This window comes from Grimontia indica (assembly GCF_000333895.2).
Lineage (GTDB): Bacteria > Pseudomonadota > Gammaproteobacteria > Enterobacterales > Vibrionaceae > Enterovibrio > Enterovibrio indicus.
In genome coordinates this window covers 1-20152 of the sequence record NZ_ANFM02000032.1, presented here as the reverse complement: position 1 = coordinate 20152, position 20152 = coordinate 1, and the positions used below count along the sequence as shown (strand labels likewise).

The window sequence follows — 20152 nt, the reverse complement described above, 5'->3', positions numbered from 1 at the left end:
CGTTACCGTTCATCGTGTAGCCGTGTATAATGTTGGCGCTTTCATCGGACTCACAGTCAACGAAGTCGACCATCAGGTCGCGACTATTGAGAGAGCTTTCCAGCCAAGGCGAAAACTTTCTCATTAGTCGCGATTGGTGAGACCTTTGAAAGAAAAGTAAAACCGCGCGTATTCGCGCACAACTACAAGGAATCTCTCGTGAATCCAATCGTAAAAACGTTCCAGTACGGTAACCACACCGTGACTTTGGAAACTGGCGTAATGGCTCGCCAGGCGACTGCTGCAGTTATGGTTAGCATGGACGATACTTCGGTATTCGTTTCTGTTGTTGGTAAAAAAGAAGCGGTTGAAGGTCAAGACTTCTTCCCTCTGACTGTGAACTATCAAGAGCGTACTTACGCGGCAGGTAAAATCCCAGGTGGTTTCTTCAAGCGTGAAGGTCGTCCTTCTGAAGGTGAGACCCTGACTGCGCGTCTGATCGACCGTCCAATCCGTCCGCTGTTCCCTGACAACTTCAAAAACGAAGTGCAGGTTATCGCGACTGTGGTTTCTGTAAACCCGAACGTTAGCCCAGACATCGTGACCATGATTGGTACTTCTGCGGCGCTGGCGATTTCTGGCATCCCATTCAACGGCCCAATCGGTGCTGCACGCGTTGGTTTCATCAACGATGAGTTGGTACTGAACCCAAGCAACACTGAGCTTGAGAATAGCCGTCTGGATCTGGTTGTTGCTGGTACTGAAGGCGCAGTTCTGATGGTTGAATCAGAAGCTGACCGTCTGTCTGAAGAGCAAATGCTGCAAGCGGTTGTGTTCGGTCACGATCAACAGCAAGTGGTTATTCAGGCTATCAACGAGTTCGCAGCAGAAGTTGCTACTCCAGCTTGGGATTGGACTGCACCAGAAGTAAACACTGAGCTGAAAGCGCGTGTTGCTGAACTGGCTGAGGCACGATTCACCGAAGCGTACCAAATCACTGAGAAAATGGCGCGTTACGACCGTGTTGGCGAAATCAAGTCAAGCGTGAAAGAGCAACTGCTTGAGCAAGACGAGACGCTGGACGCACGTGAAATCCAAGGCATGCTGTACAGCCTTGAGAAGAACGTAGTACGTAGCCGTATCATTGCTGGCGAACCACGTATCGACGGCCGTGAGAAAGACATGGTTCGTGCACTGGACGTTCGTACTGGCGTTCTGCCACGTACCCACGGTTCTTCACTGTTCACCCGTGGTGAAACTCAGGCGCTGGTAACGGCAACTCTGGGTACTCAGCGTGATGCGCAAATCATCGACTCAATCACTGGTGAAACAACGGATAACTTCCTGTTCCACTACAACTTCCCTCCATACTGTGTAGGTGAGACCGGCTTTGTTGGCTCTCCTAAGCGTCGTGAAATCGGCCACGGTAAACTGGCGAAGCGTGGTATCCAGTCAGTGATGCCATCTCAGGAAGAATTCCCATATACGGTTCGCGTAGTATCTGAAATCACTGAATCTAACGGTTCTTCTTCAATGGCTTCTGTTTGTGGTTCATCGCTGGCGCTGATGGACGCAGGTGTGCCAATCAAGAAATCTGTTGCGGGTATCGCGATGGGTCTTGTGAAAGAAGGCGAAGATTTTGTTGTTCTGTCTGACATCCTGGGTGACGAAGACCACCTGGGTGACATGGACTTCAAAGTAGCGGGTACTGACGACGGTGTGACTGCGCTGCAGATGGACATCAAGATCGAAGGTATCACCAAAGAGATCATGCAGATCGCTCTGAACCAAGCAAAAGGTGCGCGTCTGCACATCCTGAGCGTGATGGATCAGGCTATCTCTTCTGCACGTGACGATATCTCTGAGTTCGCACCACGTATCCATACCATCAAGATCAACCCAGAGAAGATCAAAGATGTTATCGGTAAAGGCGGTGCGGTTATCCGTGCGCTGACTGAAGAAACTGAAACCACCATCGAAATCGAAGACGACGGTACTGTGAAGATCGCAGCAACCGACGGCGAGAAAGCGAAAGCGGCTATCGCGCGCATCGAAGCGCTGACTGCAGAAGTGGAAGTAGGTCGTATCTACACTGGTAAAGTTACCCGTATCGTAGACTTCGGTTGCTTCGTGTCTGTTATCGGCACCAAAGAAGGCCTGGTACACATTTCTCAAGTGGCTGATAAGCGCATCGAGAAAGTGTCTGACTACGTTGAAATGGGTCAGGAAGTACAGGTTAAGGTTCTGGAAATCGACCGTCAGGGTCGTATCCGTCTGTCAATGAAAGAAGCGGTAGAGCAAGCGCCGGAAGCTTCAGAAACTGACGCACAGCCAGAAGCTGACGCATAACGGTTTACGCTTTAGCGTGAAACACGGTATAACAAAGGGGGCAATGCCCCCTTTTTGTTTTTCAGGAGAGAAGCGCTAATGCGAAAACTTAACTGGCTGCCACTGACGGTTCTAGGCTCTGCACTGCTGCTGTCAGGCTGTGTGACCTCGGGCAATTCAGTGAACAGCAACCAGCCTTGGCACATGCTGCCAATGGCGGTGCCACTGCAGCCAACCACGCAGCAGGAAGTGCAGCTGGCGCGTATCGACCAAATTTTACTGCGTGATGACTTAACCGAAAAAGACAGGGCGCAGCTTTTCTACGAGCGTGGCCTGATTAATGATAGTCTGGGTCTTCGCGATCTGGCGCGTCTGGATTTTAACCGTTCACTTTCCTATAACCCTGCTCAGCCAGATGTGTTTAACATTCTGGGTGTCTATTTTACCCAGAGTGGTATGTATGACGCCGCCTATGAAGCTTTCGACTCCAGCCTTGAACTGAACGAGCAGCACCAGTTTGCCGAGCGAAACCGCGGTATTGCTTTGTATTACGGCGGCCGTTACGAACTGGCTGTCCGCGATCTACTCAAGCACTACAACGATAACGAGAATGACGCTTACCGCGCACTGTGGTTGTATCTTGCTGAGCTCGAAAAAGATGGCCCGGAAAAAGCCCAGCAGGGGCTGAGAGCCCGCTATGACCGCTCAGACAAGCTTGATTGGGGATGGTTACTGGCAAGAATGTACCTGAACGATATCAGTGAAGAAGCTTTCTTCCGTGAGGTGATGAACACCAGTACGGATAATGCTCAGCTTGCAGAGCGACTCTGCGAAGGTTACTTCTATCTTGCCAAGCGCTATCAGGCGCAGGGTGATATTAATTCCGCAGTGGCCCTTTATAAGCTTGCAATGTCTGGCAATGTGTATGACTTCGTTGAACACCGCTACTCCATGTTGGAGTTGAGCCGTATCGCTTACGATCTGAGTCATCCGCCATCTTCATGATGAGGTTCAGATAAAGAAAAAGCCGCGTTCGCGGCTTTTTTCGTTTTTCAGGCGGCTTAAGGCTGTGTCGCCATCCCTTGAATGCTGTGCCAGTAGCCATTGCAGAAATGACTTTTCGGTGCAAACCCTGACTCGCCGCGTTTAAAGCCGGCAAGCACATCAAGCGTTGCTTTGCTTTGCGGGCTGATGCGAACGACATCCACTAGGCCTTCCATCGAAGCCGTATCTGCACTTAGGTCATAACAGTAGCCAGATTGAGTCTGGATACCATTCAGGGTGAACACGGACTGGCCTTCCTGGCTTTTTACTTCAAGACCTTGCGGATAGTTGATACAGCAGGTTTCGCATTTATCCTTTGGACGATTCTCAGCACGAGCGCTGAAACAGCGGGCGGAATAGGCCAGTGGCAAGTTGCCGTAAGAGAAGACTTCCACTTCAAACTGATCGCGAATCCCAATCGTCTCGGCTTCTGTCAGCACTTTGCGCAGCCATTCACGCGACAACTCAACAGGCATACACCAGCGGGTCATACCTTTTTTCAGCACCACTTGAAGTGCTTGCGCGTTATAAAGGTTAAGTGCAGGACCCGCGACAAAAGGGATGCATTTTTCGTGCGCCAGTTGAATAGCGGAGACATCATTGGCTTCAACAATGAATTCGCCATTGTCGATGTAGGTTTGCATCACTTTCACTTCGCTTGGCGCTTCCAGCAGCGCCATAGTGGAAAGCACGACTTGTTTGCCACTGGCTGCCAGTTCGCGGCCCAGGTTCATCCAGTCTGCAGGACGCACTTCACGTCGCTTGGAGCAGACGGTTTCACCGAGATAGACGATATCCGCATCACTGCTCACCGCTTTTTGATAGAAGGTTTCTACATCGCTTTTTGGCCAGAAGTAGAGGAGTGGGCCAAGTGAGTATTTCATAGAAGTCTCCTTTACTGCCATTTACGGTGATAAGCGCCAAGGGTGGTCTGCGCACCTTCTGAAACGCTGTCCAGACACTGATTCCATTGAGGTAGCACCTGATAACTTTCCGGATTGCGTTGATAGCTGTCGATTGCCTGACGCCAAGTGCGGGTGACCTGCTCAACATAGGCAGGGCTGCGCTGACGACCTTCGATTTTCACTGATGCGATATTCGCTTCAAACAGTTCAGGCAGAATCGATAGGGTGTTGAGGCTGGTGGGTTCTTCTAGTGCATGGAAAGGCTCACCATCAGTGACGAAGCGGCCTTTACACAGCGTCGGATAACCAGCATTTTCGCCCGCTTTATAGCGATCGATCAAAATGTCATTCAGGCGTGATTCGAGGCCTTCTGAGGTTTCTTGCCAGCGGACGTACTTGGCCGGTGAGCATGCACCAACAGTGTTAGGCGATTCACCGGTCAGGTATGACGACAGGTAGCAGCGACCTTCTGACATGATGCAAAGGCTACCGAAGGCAAACACTTCCAAATCCACGTCTGTGGTGCGAGCCAACTGCTTCACCTGATGCATCGACAGCACGCGTGGCAACACAACGCGCTTCACATTGAAATGATCTTTGTAGAACTGGATAGCTGCGCTATTGGTGGCTGACGCCTGTACAGACAGATGGATTTCCATATCAGGGTGTTTGGTGGCGGCGTAATCAAGCACGGCGAGATCGGCAATGATCAGCGCGTCAACGCCCAGATCCACTGCCGCATCTACGGCGTCTGTCCAACGTTGGAAGCCATCTGGGTGCGCGAAAGTATTCAACGCAACATGGATATGTTTCTGACGGTCATGAACGTAAGAAACGGCTTTTTCCAGCTTCTTACCATCAAAGTTCAGGCCTGCGAAGTGACGGGCGTTGGTACCGTCTTTGAAGCCAATGTATACCGCATCCGCACCATTATCGATGGCGGTTTTCAGGGCAGGAAGGTTACCTGCCGGGCAAAGCAATTCCATATTTCTCCCCACATCGCGTGGTCAGCATCAGGCTGGTTATTCGTATTTCGATAAACCCTGAATTGTAGGGAGTGTTGGGGAGAGGGATTTTGATGTAAGGCAGGTTAGTGCCAACAAACGGATAAGAGGGAAGAGAAAAGAGGTGTCAATGGCACCTCTCTAGTTGTAATCGTTAAGACGCAATTTTTGCTTTGCGGTTGTTGTTCAATAATGCTTCAAACTCAGCCCGAGGCATGGGTTTGTAGAAATGGAACCCTTGAATCGTGTCGCACTTTAGGTTTGCAAGCACACTGGCCTGTTTCCCGGATTCGACACCTTCGGCTACCACGGACATGTTCAGCGAGCGGCCAAGATTGATGATATTTTCAATCAAAGTGACCTGCTTGGGGAAGGTTTCCATGTCGCAGATAAAGGCTCGGTCAATCTTAATCTCATCCAATGGGAACTTGGCGAGATAAGAGAGCGAGGAGTAACCGGTACCAAAATCATCAATCGATAGTGAGAAGCCAAGATCTTTGATGGCGTTGAGCATCTGGATTGCGTGCTCGCCGTCATTCATCACCGCACTCTCTGTAAGCTCAAAGGTTATGAGCGAAGGGTCGGTTTGGGTCGCCGCTTGCAGCTTTTTCATGTGTGAGGTCAGGTTCGGGTTACGGAACTGCTGTGGTGACAGGTTGATGGCCACGCGGCCCGGCAGTACTTTCATGTTCTGCCAGCGACGGACAGTCTGGAACACTTCACGCATGACATTGCGACCCAGCAGTTCAATCATGCCAGAGCGTTCAGCGACCGGAATAAAGCGCCCCGGACTGATGTACCCTTCTACTGGGTGCTTCCAGCGTACCAGTGCTTCTGCCCCATTAATGGTGTAGTCCTTGGCGTTCACCTTAGGCTGATACCAGACTTCCAATCCATTGTTTTGTAGCGCTTTTTGAAGTTCTATTTCCAGCCAAAGACGCATGCGCGCTTCTTTGTTCATGTGCTGGTTGTAAGTCACTACACGGTTGCGACCCTGCTCTTTCGCCTCGTACATCGCGGTATCGGCATTTTGGAGCAGGCTGCGGGCATCTTTACCGTCGCCGGGGAATTTCACCAAGCCAATAGAGCAGGCGAGGTATTTACTGAAATGGTAGAGGTCAAAAGGCTGGCTGATCACGTCGACCACCTTCTGTGAAAGCTCTTCAGCCACTTCATCGCTGCTTTGTTCTGGTAGCAAAATTGCGAATTCATCACCACCAAGGTGCCCAAGAATGGTATCTGCAGGGAGTTGCTTTCGAAGACGTTGTGCAATGTCCTGCAACACGCGATCGCCAATATGATGACCAAGGGAATCGTTGATGTTTTTGAAGTTGTCGACATCAAGGTAAAACATCAGAAGCGGCGTATTACTTTTGATGAGTTGTTCCAGACGTCGGGAGAAGCCATGACGGTTGTAAAGACCCGTTAAGGCGTCAAATTGTGCCAGCTTCTCAATCGTCTGTTTGTGGTCAGTGACGGCTGCGGTGCGGGAAAGCGTGATGATCGCACCACTTCCACCTAGCAGACTCACCGAGCCATAAGACACATTAATGGTTTGACTGTCACCGGTTCCTTTAGTCTGGCATACCAGTTGTTGCCCCGATTTCAGTGAGGTCAGGGAGGCGACGACCGATTGGCCTTTCACTGGGGGCACCAGCAGGTTTTCGATGTCTTCCCCGAGAATCTCATTCTGGCTGTCAAAGCCAAGCAGTTTCACCGCATGCTGATTGGCGCTCAGAACCACACCGTCGTCCAGCACACAGCATCCCTCACCAACGAGTTGGCAAAGGTTATTGAATCGGCTTTCTGAAGATTCGAGTGCGCTAGTCAGAACCTGCCTTTCTGAGGTATCTGCCGCATGGAAAATGACCGCGCCATCGGCCCACTCGCTGTTGGTGAGTGGCGTCACGCTGAAATGGAAGCTGGAGTCATGAATGCCATCGTTCAGGACGATTTCTCCTTCAGTGGCTTCGCCACCAAAGGCACGTTCGTAGTGAGGCTTTAGCGCATCATAAAAACTGGCGCCAAGGATTTCTCGGTCCTGTTTTCCTACCAGTTCGTCCTGCTCCAGTCCGCTGATTTCACAATAGCGCTGGCTCACCCAGAGGTATTGGTGATGTTTATCGAGAACGGCAAAGAGAAACGGACTGTTTTGAGTAAGACGTGAAAACCAATAGGTCAACTGCTCAACGGGCATTTAGGCACCATACATCGTAGCTAGTGAAGCTATATCCAAATTCAACTCCATTATTGAGACAACACTATATAATGTGAGAGCTCAACGTTAAACCTTTATGGGGAAGAGCTTTGTTTTTTTGACTCAAGGCATGAAAAAACACGCGAGCAGTGTCATACAATGGCGAATACTTTCGGCCCATTCATATTGGAACATCACTTTGTTCGACAAACTCCATTCAACGCTGGTGCAACAGGCACCCGGATTTCTGCGCTTTCCTGTAAAGCTTGTTCCTGCTTCGGTTCAGCAAAAAGTCATGCTGGAAACCCTGAAGCGTGTTTTTCATGAAGCTCTGGATGATGGTGAATTCGAGTTTCTTCAAAACCGCTGGCTTGAAGTGCATGTGCGCGACATTGATTTGAAGAGCTTCATCAGCTTTGCTGATGACAAGCTTGTGGTGCGCAGTGACATTGAAAATGCCGATGTGCGTTTTAGTGGTGATATCAACGACCTGATCCTTATTGCCGCTCGAAAGGAAGATCCAGATACTCTGTTCTTCCAACGTCGACTACTGATCGAAGGTGACACTGAGCTGGGTCTGGAAGTGAAGAATCTGATGGACAGCGTCGACTTGGACTCACTGCCTTCTGCATTGCGCCAGGCTCTATTTACATTGGCAGACTTCGTACAAAAAGGGCTACAATCGACACCCAATGTCAACGAGGCCCAATATGCTCATAAGATCTGAAGCGCTGGCTGATCAGCTGGCCATCGATAGATTGTTGAAAAACGTATTCCCGACTGAGGCGGAAGCAGCTTTGGTCCGTGCGCTGCGAGAGAATGGTCATAACACCTTGTCACTGGTTGCCTGTAACGATGACGGTGAAGTGGTGGGACATCTTATGTTCAGCCCTGTTCAAGTCGGTGACACTGATACAGGCGTTCAGGGATTAGCTCCTTTGTGTGTGCACCCTGATTATCGTCAACAGGGCATTGCTGCTCAGCTGGTTCGTGAAGGCTTTGATACGCTGAACGAATTTGGTTATCCCGCTTGTGTGGTCCTGGGTGACCCAGCTTACTACAGTCGATTTGGCTTCAAGCCAGCAGCCGACTTTGGCCTTCGCTGTAAATGGGATGCACCGGCAGAAGCTTTCATGGCGTTTGAATTTGCTCAAGGTGCATTCAAGCAAGCCAGTGGTGAAGTGGCTTACTGCCCAGAGTTTGATGCGCTGTAAGCCATCGTGGTCCAACCCAAAATGTTAAGGGCTGCAGCGGCAGCTCTTTTTCTTTGTGTTGTTTTCCCATAGTTTTGATAGCATTTGTTCACACGGCAGAGTCAGCGAGGCAGGTATGAACGATTTACAGAGACTGAAGGAAATGGGGATCACGGTCTGGGAGGTGAGGCGCTCTGAGTGTTATCCCAACTTGTCTCCTCAGCCTGTTTCTTTGCCTGACGATTGTAAGCTGTTACTGGTGTGTAATGCTCAGCCCAGTGAGCAGGAAGCCTGGCTATTCAGTAAAGTGCTTGCCAGTATGAAGTTATCTGTCGAACAGGCACTTTATCTTCCGCCGCAGGCAGTTAATTTGCTTGGTGAACACCAGTTGGAGTGGTGTTGGTTTGCTGGTAGCCAAGAAGCAGAAATTGAGGGTGTAAAGCGTTTAATCTCTCCCTCATTGTCCGCCCTCGATAATGATCAACTCGCCAAAAAACAGCTTTGGCAGCAGATAAAGCAATATGAATCCTGAAATTCTTCCGATGGACGGCCAATGGCTGGATGAAGTCGCGCGCGTAGAAAAAGCTGCGCATACCCACCCTTGGGCTGAAAGCCTGCTAAGAAAACCCGAAACCAAATTTGGCTGCAACCGCGTATTGGTTCTTAATAATCAATTGATTGGTTACTTCTTTGCCCAATGTGTGGCAGGCGAAGCATCTTTGTTAAATATTGCCGTTTCTCCAGAATGTCAGGGAAAGGGGTATGGCAAGCAGCTACTTCAGGCATTTCTTGATTGCATGCGCGAAGCGGGTGGAGAAGAAGCCTGGCTGGAAGTGCGAGAGAGTAATCAAGCGGCCATCAGACTATATGAAACACTCGGTTTTAATGAGTTTGACCGCCGGTATAATTATTATCCGACAGCATCCGGCAGAGAAGATGCGCTCATTATGAGCTACTGGTTCGAATAAATCGGCCAGATGCCTTAAAAGAAAACCCGCACTAGCGGGTTTTCTTGTTTACGCGGTTTGTTCTGGTTGGCTGATTGGCGCTGGTGGGTGAATAAATCCTTGGTAAGCATCGATGAAATTGGCATTTATCCTCGATTTACTTTCATCGTCTTTTACGCCAGTGGCAATCACAATGATGTTTTTTGACTCAGCAATGTTAGCCAGCGTTTCAGTAAACACGCGGTTCTGTGCATTCTGGTTCTGGCTGAATGCCTGGTCCAACTTCACGTAATTTGGCTTCAATGCAGACAGATATTCGACCTCCTGCAAATAGCGCCCAAAGTGATCGATGCCTATCGTGGCGCCGACTTTTCGCATTGCTTCGCTAAAGCTGATGCAAGCCGTGAGATTATTCCGGGCACTGGCTTCACTGATCTCAAAACAGATTTTATCTGCTGGCAGTTCACTTTTCAGCAAGTCCTGAAGCCAACTGGTGAAAAGTCTGTTTTCCAGACTTTCATCTGTCAGGTTCAAGGCAAAAGGTTGGGTAATAGGGGCTTCTTTGTGAAGTTTCACTAACTGCTCCACCACCACACGATCAAACTCAACGCCTTTCTCAAACAACTGGATATAAGGCATCAGTCTGCCACCGGATTGCCAGGTTCCTTCAATATTGGCCTGAGTAAAGACTTCTTGGTGTAGTGGCTCTGTTGTGTTGCCAGATAAACGATATACGGGCTGGGATAACAGGCGAACAGCCTTATTTTTCAAAGCACCATTGAGCAATGAACGCCAGGTTTCTCGGTCGATAACCTGCTCTTCTGAACCACGGTTAAACACAAACACATCATGCTGTTTTATAGCGCGTTGCAGAGCGTTGTCAGCTAATGACATCAGCTTCGTTCCTGGCAAACCATGACCATGCACCACACCAATGTGGAAACCCTCATTGGTATCAAACCCTGCCATGTTCACTTCGTTGTTGAGGGTACTGATAAGAGTGTGAAGACTATTGCGGCTTTGCTCTTCGCTGCACTCGGGAAGGATCAGTGCAATTTCCGTTTCGCTGATGCGTGCCACGCACACATTGGGGAAGGCACTGAAAGCTGATTGCAATGAAGTGGACAGCAGGCGCCAGGTTTCATCGCGTGCGGCATAGCCATAGCGGCGGTAGATGGTGTCCAGCCACCCCATATTAGCGATCACAACAGCACCCGGGACACTTTCATCATCGCCCATCCAACTGTTGAGCTGGTGGATAAAAAACTGACGGTTGGGGAGACCGGAGGCAGCATCATACATCATGCTGTTGTTCAGGGTTTTCAGTTCTTTGTGGAGCGATTGGATCATCCGCTGGATGTGGGAAGAAAGGTTATCCAGTGCGGCATCCAACGACTTCACGCCAGAACGTTGCTTTGACTGAGAGGACGTGAAGTCTTGTTCAGCCAGGCTATTTAGTGTTTTAGTGACGCGTGCTACGGCTCTCTTTCCACGGTTGAACGCTAGTGTGAAAATAGCCAGCAATGCAGCAATCGCAGCACTCAATGTCAGTGCGCTTTGATTGAAGTCTTTCGCAATTTGCTGGTTGGCGAAATGGGATGAGAATGACAGAGTCAAGGTCGCCACTTCTGAACCATCGTGGCGCAGTTGAATAACCCGCTCGATAGGCTGCACTGAATCCAGCGTTTCAAACCAGAAGGCTGTTTGGACAACGGCGTCTTCCCTAGACCAAATACCTTGCTCCGCGGTGATCTGGTCGGTCAATGTTATCTGGATCAATTCAGATGAAAGTGAAGCGTTAGTGATGCGTGAAATCGCTTCAGTGTCGTAGTAAGCCACCAAGGTAGGCAGAACCTGAGTTAACTGGCTTTCGACTGTGTCAGCATGTCGGGTCAATTGTTGTCGTTGTTGACTAATGCCACTCGACAACATGGCGAGTAGCGACAGCATGAGCAACAAAATAGCCGACAGGTAAACCCCAACCAGTGGCGAGCGTCGTGTAAACATAGTGAGTCTCTAATTAACACACAGTAAGTGAAGACCGACAGTAGCTGTCGGTCTTTACCCATCAATTGGCTGTAAAAATAGTCCAGCGCATGTCCGTGGTGCTGTAGCTACCTGAAAGGGTGGCCATGACACGTCGGTTCACATCATGTGCATATTCAGAGTCTTCATCGATCAGTGGTTCGGTGTCGCCGTAGCCAATGGCCTCAACACGAGATGCATCGATACCGAAGTCGTTGACTAATGCTTTCGCTACTGCGTCAGCGCGACGTTGAGACAGTGCGAGGTTATATTCGGGGCTTCCGACTTTGCTAGCGTGGCCTTCGATGGTGACATTGGCATCAGTTTGATCGTTTAGAAAATCCGCCAACTGCTCAAGTTTGGCATAGTTGCTTGGACGTAATTCTGAAGAGTCATTCGGGAATGTGACATTCAGACGAAAGCTCTGCTTAACGGTTTTATCTTTCGGGCAACCATCGTTGTCGACAGCTGCTCCATGCAGTGTCTCCTCACATTTTTCACGGGCTTTGATCACGCCGTCATAGTCAAGGTCGCGAAGATCGTTCACTTGTGGTGATTCGTCCTGCATGGTCACAATGTCTTGTGAGCTGCAGCCTGCCAAGAGCAGTACTGAAAGAATAGCGAGTGTCTTTTTCATTACTGTACCCCTCCTTCGTAGTTCTCGTCACCTTTCCATACTTCGGGGGTGGTGATGCGCAGTGATGCCAACAACTGCCCGGTGGCATTCAGCAGTCGATATTGGGCAATCAGATCATCATATTCCGCTGTTAGATATTCCCGACGTGCCTGGAACAGTTCATTTTCTGAATCCAGCACATCAATCAGTGTGCGTTGACCCAGTTTGAACTGATCTTCATAAGCATTTCGTGTTTCTGTTGCTGCTTCAACGTGCTGGCGGAGGTACTGCATTTGCTGTTTCAGGAAAACGCGGGCATTCCAAGCTAGGGTGGTGCCTTCTTCAATGTCCCTGTAGGCATTGAGCTGAACTGCTTTTGATTCATTGATACTGTAAGCAGCTTCACGCTCACGGGCTTTATCTGCACCGCCAGAGAACAGGTTGTAATTGACACGAACCATAGCAAGGATTTCATCATTGTTTCCGCCAACATCAGGACCACCACTCAAAGAAGTGCCGTCGTTACCATCTAGGTTGTCATCCCAGCTGGCTGACAGGTCAAAAGTCACTTCCGGATAGTAGTTACCTTTTGCGGCCGCGCGTTGTGCTTTGGCTGCTTTGATGTCATTGCCTGCAGCTCGTAAGGTTGGATGCACTGCTTTTGCCATTTCCATTGCTGATTCCAAAGAGGTTGGCAGCATCACGGCATCCGGCACCGGAATACGAGTATCTTCTGGCGCGCGGTTCACAATGCGTTGGTAGGAAATTTTGGCATCAGAGAGGTTGTTCTGCGCTGAGATTAGGTTTGAGTGTGCACGAGCCAGTCGACCGGTGACTTGGGACAAGTCAGCGGTTGAGCCAAGACCAGAGTCGGTTTTCTGTTTGACCTGATCATAGATAACCTGATGGCTTTCCAAGTTATGTTGTGCGAGCCCTACTATTTGCTCTGCACGCAAGAACTCGAGATAAGCGCGCGAGACTTCTAGTGCCAAATCTTCTGCAGTAGCGTATAGGGTCCACTGTTCGGCACTGGCTTCGAATTCGGTCCGTTTCACTTCATTAGTGGTTTGGAAACCACTGAAAAGCACCTGACGAAGTGATACGCCGATTTCGCGGCGCGTCAATTCAACTTCTTCATCGACACCGTAGGTTACAGAGTCTCGTCTGGTCGACGGACTTTCCGTCCACTCTCGGCCAATACCAGCATCAAAGTCGATGGTTGGATAGTAGCCCGCACTGGCTTGATTGACTTGCTCTTCGCTTGCCTTAAAGCGATTGAATGCTTGCCTGATTTGCGGGTTGGTATCCAGTGCTGTTGCTACTGCCTGCTCGAGTGATTGAGCAGCAGCCGCTGCAGGAAGTAAGGTCGCCGCAACTGCCAAAGCGGTAACACTTCTTCTGAGCGCGTGGCCAACACTGTTTTTCATTACTCTCTCCTTGTTATTATTATCAGCGCTCACGGAGCGCTGACTCTTTCGCTCTCAGTATGGGATTTAGCAAATAGTCGAGAACTGTCCGTTTACCGGTAATGATGTCGACAGAGGTCAACATGCCCGGAATGATCGGCAGTTCGCTGCCATCCTTTTTCTCTAGACTGGATTTCTCTGTCCTGATCCTAACCAGATAAAAGCTGTTACCCTCTTCATCCTGCGTAGTGTCCGCGCTGATGTGCTCCAACGTACCGTTGAGGCCGCCATAACGCGTAAAATCGTATGCCGTTACCTTAACGACGGAAGGCAGGCCCGCGTGCAGGAACGCGATATCCTTCGGTGCGATCTTGGCTTCGATAAGAAGCTGATCCTCGGCAGGAACGATTTCTATCAAATCAACACCCGGCTGAACGACGCCTCCAAGGGTATTGATATGAATGGTTTTGATAGTGCCGGTGACTGGCGCAGTGATAACGGCTTTGTCTACTTTATCTTGTGCGCCTACCTGGGCTTGGCTTAAGCGAGAAAGACGGGTTTCCAACTCACTCATCTTTGAGCGGGTTTCATTGCTGAATGCAAGAACCGCTTCGCGACGTTTCAAAATGGCTTCATCGACCGTCGCTTTGATTTTCGGCTGCATTAGGCGAAGGGAGTCCAACTCGCCTTTGAGATCATTGACCTGGCGCTCGAGTTTGAGCAAATCGACTTCTGAAACGATGCCTTTTTTCGCCAATGGAATAGTAATCTTGAGTTCACGCTTTATCAGGCCGAAACTGTCTGACAAAGTGCGAATTTTGGATTCGACTTCCTGACTCTCTTGCTGTTTTTGTAAAATTTGGCGAGCCAAAATCTCAAGGCGGTTTTTCAGATCCAATAAACGGCCTTCGTATTCCTGACGCTGCCCTTCAATAAGCGCAGGCTCTGACTCTTCAAGCTCGCTAGGAAACTCAAGCGGAGACAGGGTGATGGCAATTTGTTCCCGCCAATTTGGCGCGGTAGGAGACAGCTCAATGCTGCGAAGCTCTGATCGCATACGAATAATGTTGGCACGTAGGCTGGAGACTTCTTCTTCTTGCTGCGCAAAGTCAGAACGGAAGCGGGTATCATCAATGCGGGCTAGGGGCTCGCCTTGTTTGACTAACTGGCCTTCTTGCACATACATGGCTTGTAAAATACCGCCATCCAAGCTTTGAATGAGCTGGACCTGAGAGGAAGGAATAACCTTGCCTTCACCGCGGGTGACACGGTCTAAAGAAGCAAATGCCGCCCAGGCGATAATGGCAGCGAAGAAAGCAAATACGCCCCAGATAACAAGACGGTAACGCACCGGCGCGTCTGTCAGCATGGCACCATAGACGTCATCGGTCATTTCAATGTCATCACGCTTTAGTGCGTTAGTCATTTTGACCTCCTCCGTTGGCGTTTAGACGCTCAAGCACCTTATCCCTTGGTCCATCCATGACAATGCGGCCTTTGTCCATCACAATCACACGGTCAACCAATTGAAGCAGCGCCATCTTGTGAGTGATCATCACCAAAGTGCGGTCTTTCGAGGCGAACTTCATGGCATGAATAAATTGGTTTTCCGCATGGGCATCAAGGCTGGCGGTTGGCTCGTCCATGATGAGTAGTGGCGGGTCATTGAGCAGAGCACGAGCCAGTGCGACAGATTGTCGCTGACCACGGGAGAGGGCCTCACCACGTTCTCCCACCTGCTTATCAAGTCCTTCACTGTCCTGCGAGGTAAATATCCCCACACCTGACAGTTGTGTGGCACGGATTAACTGGTGCTCTGTCACCTGTCTTGTGCCAAACATGATATTTTCGCGTATCGTACCGTGAAATAACGTTACATCCTGCGCCAGATAACCCACATTGCGACGCAGATCTGCTGGGTGAATTTGCTTGGCATCGATACCATCAAATCGCAAGCTGCCTGCCGTTGGCTGATAAAGGCCTGATAGCATTCGGATAAGGGTACTTTTACCTGTACCGTTCTTACCAAGAATGGCAATTTTCTCGCCAGCGTTGATGGTCAGGCTGGTGGGGTGGAGGGTTGGTTTTTCTGACTCTGGGTAGCTAAAACCAATATTGTCTGCGTAGATATCACCTTTAAGGCGCTTGCGGCTAACCAAGTGGCCTTTGTTTGCAAACTCATCTTCCTGATCCATCATGGCATTGAGCTGACGCATACCGGATTGTGTCTGATTCCAGCGGCTCATGAGACCTGCCAGTTGCGCCATTGGCGACACGGCTCGGCTTGAAAGCATTACCGCTGCGATAATCCCACCCATGGTAATTTGCGCATCTGCTACGCGATAAACACCGAGGACAACAACCGCAACAGAGGTGACCTGCACAATAAAAGAGGCAAAGTAGGAAACTGAGTTGGTGATTTGTTTCACCTTGAGGTTCCAGTTTGCCGTGTGAGCGGTCATCTGCTGCCAGCTCTTTTGAACTATTCCTTCCGCGACATTGGCTTTGATGCCTTCCAGTGCCGAGAGACTTTCAATCAAATGGCCATGCTTTTGGCTGGCATATTTGTTTGATTCTTCAATGGCGGCTTTGAGCTTTGGCTGAACCAGCAGGGCATAGCCGACAATAAGAATGCCAGCGACGACAGGGACAGCTGCCAAATCACCAGCGAAGATATAAATCACAAACAGGAAGAAAAGCGCGAACGGCAAATCTACTAAGGTGGTGATGGTGGCAGAGGTCAGCATATCTCTGATGCCGTCAAATTCGCCAAGCTGCTTCGCCATACCGCCGACACTTTTTGCTCGCTTCTCAAGTGGGATCCCCATAAGGCGAGCGAACAGACGAGAAGACACAATGATATCGACTTTCTTACCTGCAATATCAATCAGGTAAGAGCGCATCTTTTTCATCAGAAAGTCAAAGCTAAAGGCTATCAGCGCACCGGTTGCCAGTACCCAAAGTGATTCAAACGCAAGGTTAGGTACCACTTTGTCGTAGACATTCATGACAAACAGAGGTGAAACCAACGCGAAAATGTTTACCAGCACAGAGGCAATCAGCGCATCGCGATAAATGGGCGAGGCATCCTTAACGGTCTGCCAGAACCAATGGATTTTGGTGTCGTGGAGGTGCAGATCGATGCTGTTGTCACCACGGTACTGGCGTTTAACCAAAAACGCATAGCCGGTATACATGGCTTCCAGATCTGCTAAGGAGATTTCTTCCTCGCCTCCAGTCTCAGAAGTTTGGATTAATGCTGTACCTTCTTTGGTGCTTATCTCACGAAGAATACAAGCTTTTTTGTCGGTCAAAAGAAGTATGCAGGGCAATAAAAGCTTTGGTAGTGCTTTTAATTGCCTGCGGGAAAGCTTGGCCGTCAGCCCTGCACGGGCTGCAGCCTGAGGAAATAAATCCGGTGTCAGCAGGGCATCTGTCATCGGAAGACCTGCCGTTAAGGCATCTCCCGAGCACGGCGAACCATAGTGCTCAGTCAAAAAGACCAAGCAATCTAACAACGGGTCGTCTACCGCTTGCGTTGACGCACTAATGCGCCATTGCTGCGGTTTGCGTTCGGCAATCGCTGCGTCAGTCACCTATTTCTCTCTATGAAAAAATAAAAACAAAAAGAGTTAACGAAAGAGCATCGGCCACATAGCCGATGCTCCAGAACACCATCTTTGAACTATGGCAACTCTTCAGGTGCGGGCATCGGCGAGATAACCTGCACACTTAATTCGCCACCACTATCAGTAATAGCGAGTCGCTTTTCTTCGCCATTAATCAAGGTATTGATAACAATTCCATCATTTTTCAGGCTGCCGTCGCTCTCGTAGATTGTCGAGTTGTGGACACCACCTTGGCTGAATTCATCCAACACAATATGTTGTGTCACTTCTCCATCGGCTTCGGCGTTGCTGCCGGTCTCGTCGATACCGTCTACATCGATGGAAATGACAATCCGAGATTCAGCATCGTATTTGACAGTCATGTTTTCCAAAGTGTTATCGTCGCTTAATACAACCAGATCGCTAAGGTTTAATTTGTCCTCGTATTGATTGAAATCACCAATAAAGTCAGTGATATGGTCGTATCCGCCTACCGTGCCAATGTTGACTAAATCCTCTTTCATCCAAAGGAAAGTATCTGAACCGGCTCCACCCTCAAGTCGGTCCCCTTCGCGGGCTCCGACGTTGCCAGATGAGCCGTGTCCGTTTGAACCACCTCGGATGATGTCAGCACCGTCTCCTCCAACAATGTTGTCGTTACCACCACCACCGTTAATGTAAGCGCCCGTTAGTGGGTCATACTCGGTCTTAACGATGGGTTGAGGGAGCTCCCAGCCGTGTTCTGATTCCGTCCAACCAGCCTCTCGAAGTGCTTCTTCCGTATACGCTTGCCCTGAGCCTGTAGGGAAAGCACCGCCGACAAATCTAATGTCAGAGTTGTTGTCGATGGTAATGCTATCGTCTGCACCAAGCCCTGACGTTGTTGGCGTTGGTCCTTCAGGTGATGGAAGTTGAAGGACATCGGAGAATTCAACAGTTACCGAATCCGAGTTAGTGTCTCCATCTTTGTCGGTGATCTGGATATTAAAGCTGAATGAATCACCATCAATGGCTTCATACTGCTCAAGCACCCATTCTGGTGGGGAAATATTGGTGTTTAGCGTTATTTTAAATGCAGGCTGGTTTTCATCTTCGTTAATCAAACCGACCAAATTGCCATCAATTAGCTTCACGATAACAGCTTCACCAGCGACGGTTAGACTTGGCTGAGTAGCTGGCAGCAGCAGTTGCAAGGGCAACGTCGCCGCTTCACCATCACCACCAAAGTTGGCAGTGATAGAACCAGACTGTTGATGGGAATCAGTTTGAGGCTCAGTAAATATTTCAAGATCTTTTAGCGTAAAGTCACTGTTGTCACGGTCGTTATCGTTATTTACAGCGATAAGTTCGACACGATCGAAACCTTGAGTTGTGCTGATAGTGACAGAACCAAACTTATCAGGTCCTTTCGATGTAAACTCCAGATCAGATTCACTCAATTGCATTTGGCCGATGACTGAACCATCTTTGTAGAAGCGGACAATAAACTCGGTCTCAAATGAGTCATTCTCCTGAAGAGAGCCCAGAGTGATTTTCGCGCTATAACCCGTTTCAGGTAGCACCGCCTCTATCGATTCAAAGCTATCAGTACCCAAATACTGTACTTCATGCTTGTTTGAAGCATTTTCCCCATGATCATTTCCCGAAACGACGCCATACCCATGACTACCGTGAGAATCGACGCCATGGCTGACATCTATTTTTTGATAGTTTGAGGTATACACATAACCTTTTAACGTTATTCCTCCGTCGTTGTCGCTAAGTTTGAATGAACTGCTATCGTTCGAATCATACGTCGGGGATTGTGCTGAGACTGAAGGCCCGTGATCCTCAACTTGAATATTCAAGTCGGCGGTATCCGTCAGAACTCCGTCAGTCACAGTGATTTTTACTGGGATATTTAGGACATCGTTAGATTTATTCGTATGAGAATGCTTAATGGCTTCATGCAATGTGACGTCATAACTCCATTTACCTTCAGCATCTTTCTCTGGTGGTGTTAGCGCAACGGTGACAACAGCCACCTCGCTTAGGGTTGCATCTTGGTAATAGCCTACAAGCTTGGCAGTCTCGCCATTTTCTGCAGGTATCCATTTCCAAGACAATGTTTCACCGGAGGCAGTTTTAATAGATTTGTCTTCAGGCAGATTGATACTTAGCGAAACGCTACTTTCTACCAGCTCTGAATCGGGATCTGAGATATCAATTGTTCCCGATACGATTGGCAATGCGACATCGTTATCTGCGAGCTTGGCTTCTTGAAGTGACTCACTAGGTGGGGAAATTATAATCTCAGGTGCTTGAGGCTTTACAACGGCTTCCTTACCAATAATGTCTATGTGTACTTTCGCCGTATCGGTATCGCCTTTCACATCTTTGATTGTGTAGTCGAAGATAAAGGTATCGGTTTCACCTTGGCCCAACTCGTCACGATCATTGGCTTCGAAATCAAACTCTCCCGTCACACCATTTATAGTCAGTATCCCTTCGTCGAAGACGACCGTCGCCTCGTCACCGATAAAGGCGAGCGGTTCGCCGTTGATTTCAGTGATGCTAAACGTGTGGCCTTCAGGATCGATGTCGTTGCTAAACAGAGAGCCTTGAATAGTTGCTGTGGATTCTAGTGTGTCGCCTTCGATAACTTGATAAACACCCGTGCTATGGACGGTGATTTCGGTGATGACGAAGTCCGAAGAGTCTCCACCGTTTTTGTCGCCATCGTCTTTACGTTCAGTCGATTCCAGGACCACACGGTCAAAAGGAACATCCGAGCTGATATTGATGATGCCAGTGTGTCCCTCTTCAAATGAGAAGGTGACTTCATCAATCAATACATCACCGTCGTAGATCAGGTATTTACCGACTTCACCACCGTTTTCTGTAGCAAAGAGCCTCGCAAT

General features: G+C 49.3%; 15 protein-coding genes. 6 read left to right on the top strand and 9 right to left on the bottom strand.

What is annotated here, in order from left to right:
* Positions 1-198 precede the first annotated feature (198 nt).
* Complete coding sequence (pnp, locus tag D515_RS17225) at positions 199-2328, top strand: polyribonucleotide nucleotidyltransferase (protein WP_002540319.1); 2130 nt, start codon at positions 199-201, stop codon at positions 2326-2328.
* 78 nt (positions 2329-2406) lie between these two features.
* Entirely contained in the window at positions 2407-3312 is a 906-nt protein-coding gene (nlpI, locus tag D515_RS17220) for a lipoprotein NlpI (RefSeq protein ID WP_002540318.1), read from the top strand.
* Between the two features lie 56 nt (positions 3313-3368).
* On the opposite strand, the gene D515_RS17215 is transcribed toward nlpI, so the two are convergent.
* The 3 genes from D515_RS17215 to D515_RS17205 form a co-directional block, all read right to left on the bottom strand.
* The gene (locus tag D515_RS17215; RefSeq protein WP_002540317.1) at positions 3369-4235 is read right to left on the bottom strand and encodes a U32 family peptidase; all 867 of its coding nucleotides are present in this window, start codon (positions 4233-4235) and stop codon (positions 3369-3371) included.
* A gap of 11 nt (positions 4236-4246) precedes the next feature.
* Positions 4247-5242: a ubiquinone anaerobic biosynthesis protein UbiU gene (gene ubiU / locus D515_RS17210; RefSeq protein ID WP_002540316.1), complete on the bottom strand. Its 996-nt coding sequence runs from the start codon at positions 5240-5242 to the stop codon at positions 4247-4249.
* 172 nt (positions 5243-5414) lie between these two features.
* Positions 5415-7457, bottom strand: coding sequence for a sensor domain-containing protein (locus D515_RS17205; protein WP_002540315.1), 2043 nt, complete (start codon positions 7455-7457; stop codon positions 5415-5417).
* A 199-nt stretch (positions 7458-7656) separates the two neighbouring features.
* On the opposite strand from D515_RS17205, the gene ubiT reads away from it, so the two are divergent.
* The 4 genes from ubiT (at position 7657) to rimI (ending at position 9618) form a co-directional block, all read left to right on the top strand.
* The gene (ubiT, locus tag D515_RS17200) at positions 7657-8184 is read left to right on the top strand and encodes a ubiquinone anaerobic biosynthesis accessory factor UbiT (RefSeq protein WP_002540314.1); all 528 of its coding nucleotides are present in this window, start codon (positions 7657-7659) and stop codon (positions 8182-8184) included.
* Complete coding sequence (locus D515_RS17195; protein WP_002540313.1) at positions 8168-8671, top strand: GNAT family N-acetyltransferase; 504 nt, start codon at positions 8168-8170, stop codon at positions 8669-8671. Before ubiT ends, D515_RS17195 begins: the two co-directional genes overlap by 17 nt.
* Before the next feature lie 115 nt (positions 8672-8786).
* On the top strand, positions 8787-9182 hold the full coding sequence (locus tag D515_RS17190; protein ID WP_039850262.1) for a DNA polymerase III subunit psi: 396 nt from the start codon (positions 8787-8789) through the stop codon (positions 9180-9182).
* Entirely contained in the window at positions 9172-9618 is a 447-nt protein-coding gene (gene rimI / locus D515_RS17185; protein ID WP_002540311.1) for a ribosomal protein S18-alanine N-acetyltransferase, read from the top strand. Before D515_RS17190 ends, rimI begins: the two co-directional genes overlap by 11 nt.
* Positions 9619-9666: 48 nt before the next feature.
* On the opposite strand, the gene D515_RS17180 is transcribed toward rimI, so the two are convergent.
* The 6 genes from D515_RS17180 to D515_RS25885 form a co-directional block, all read right to left on the bottom strand.
* On the bottom strand, positions 9667-11604 hold the full coding sequence (locus tag D515_RS17180; RefSeq protein WP_002540310.1) for an EAL domain-containing protein: 1938 nt from the start codon (positions 11602-11604) through the stop codon (positions 9667-9669).
* 61 nt (positions 11605-11665) lie between these two features.
* Positions 11666-12259, bottom strand: coding sequence for an OmpA family protein (locus D515_RS17175; RefSeq protein ID WP_002540309.1), 594 nt, complete (start codon positions 12257-12259; stop codon positions 11666-11668).
* Positions 12259-13665 (bottom strand): TolC family outer membrane protein, encoded by a 1407-nt coding sequence (locus D515_RS17170; protein WP_002540308.1) that lies wholly within the window; start codon positions 13663-13665, stop codon positions 12259-12261. Before D515_RS17170 ends, D515_RS17175 begins: the two co-directional genes overlap by 1 nt.
* A 22-nt stretch (positions 13666-13687) precedes the next feature.
* Positions 13688-15070, bottom strand: coding sequence for an HlyD family type I secretion periplasmic adaptor subunit (locus D515_RS17165; protein ID WP_002540307.1), 1383 nt, complete (start codon positions 15068-15070; stop codon positions 13688-13690).
* Positions 15063-17240, bottom strand: coding sequence for a type I secretion system permease/ATPase (locus D515_RS17160; RefSeq protein WP_002540305.1), 2178 nt, complete (start codon positions 17238-17240; stop codon positions 15063-15065). Before D515_RS17160 ends, D515_RS17165 begins: the two co-directional genes overlap by 8 nt.
* Before the next feature lie 89 nt (positions 17241-17329).
* The coding region (locus D515_RS25885; RefSeq protein WP_039850261.1) for an Ig-like domain-containing protein at positions 17330-20152 on the bottom strand (2823 nt) is incomplete at its 5' end.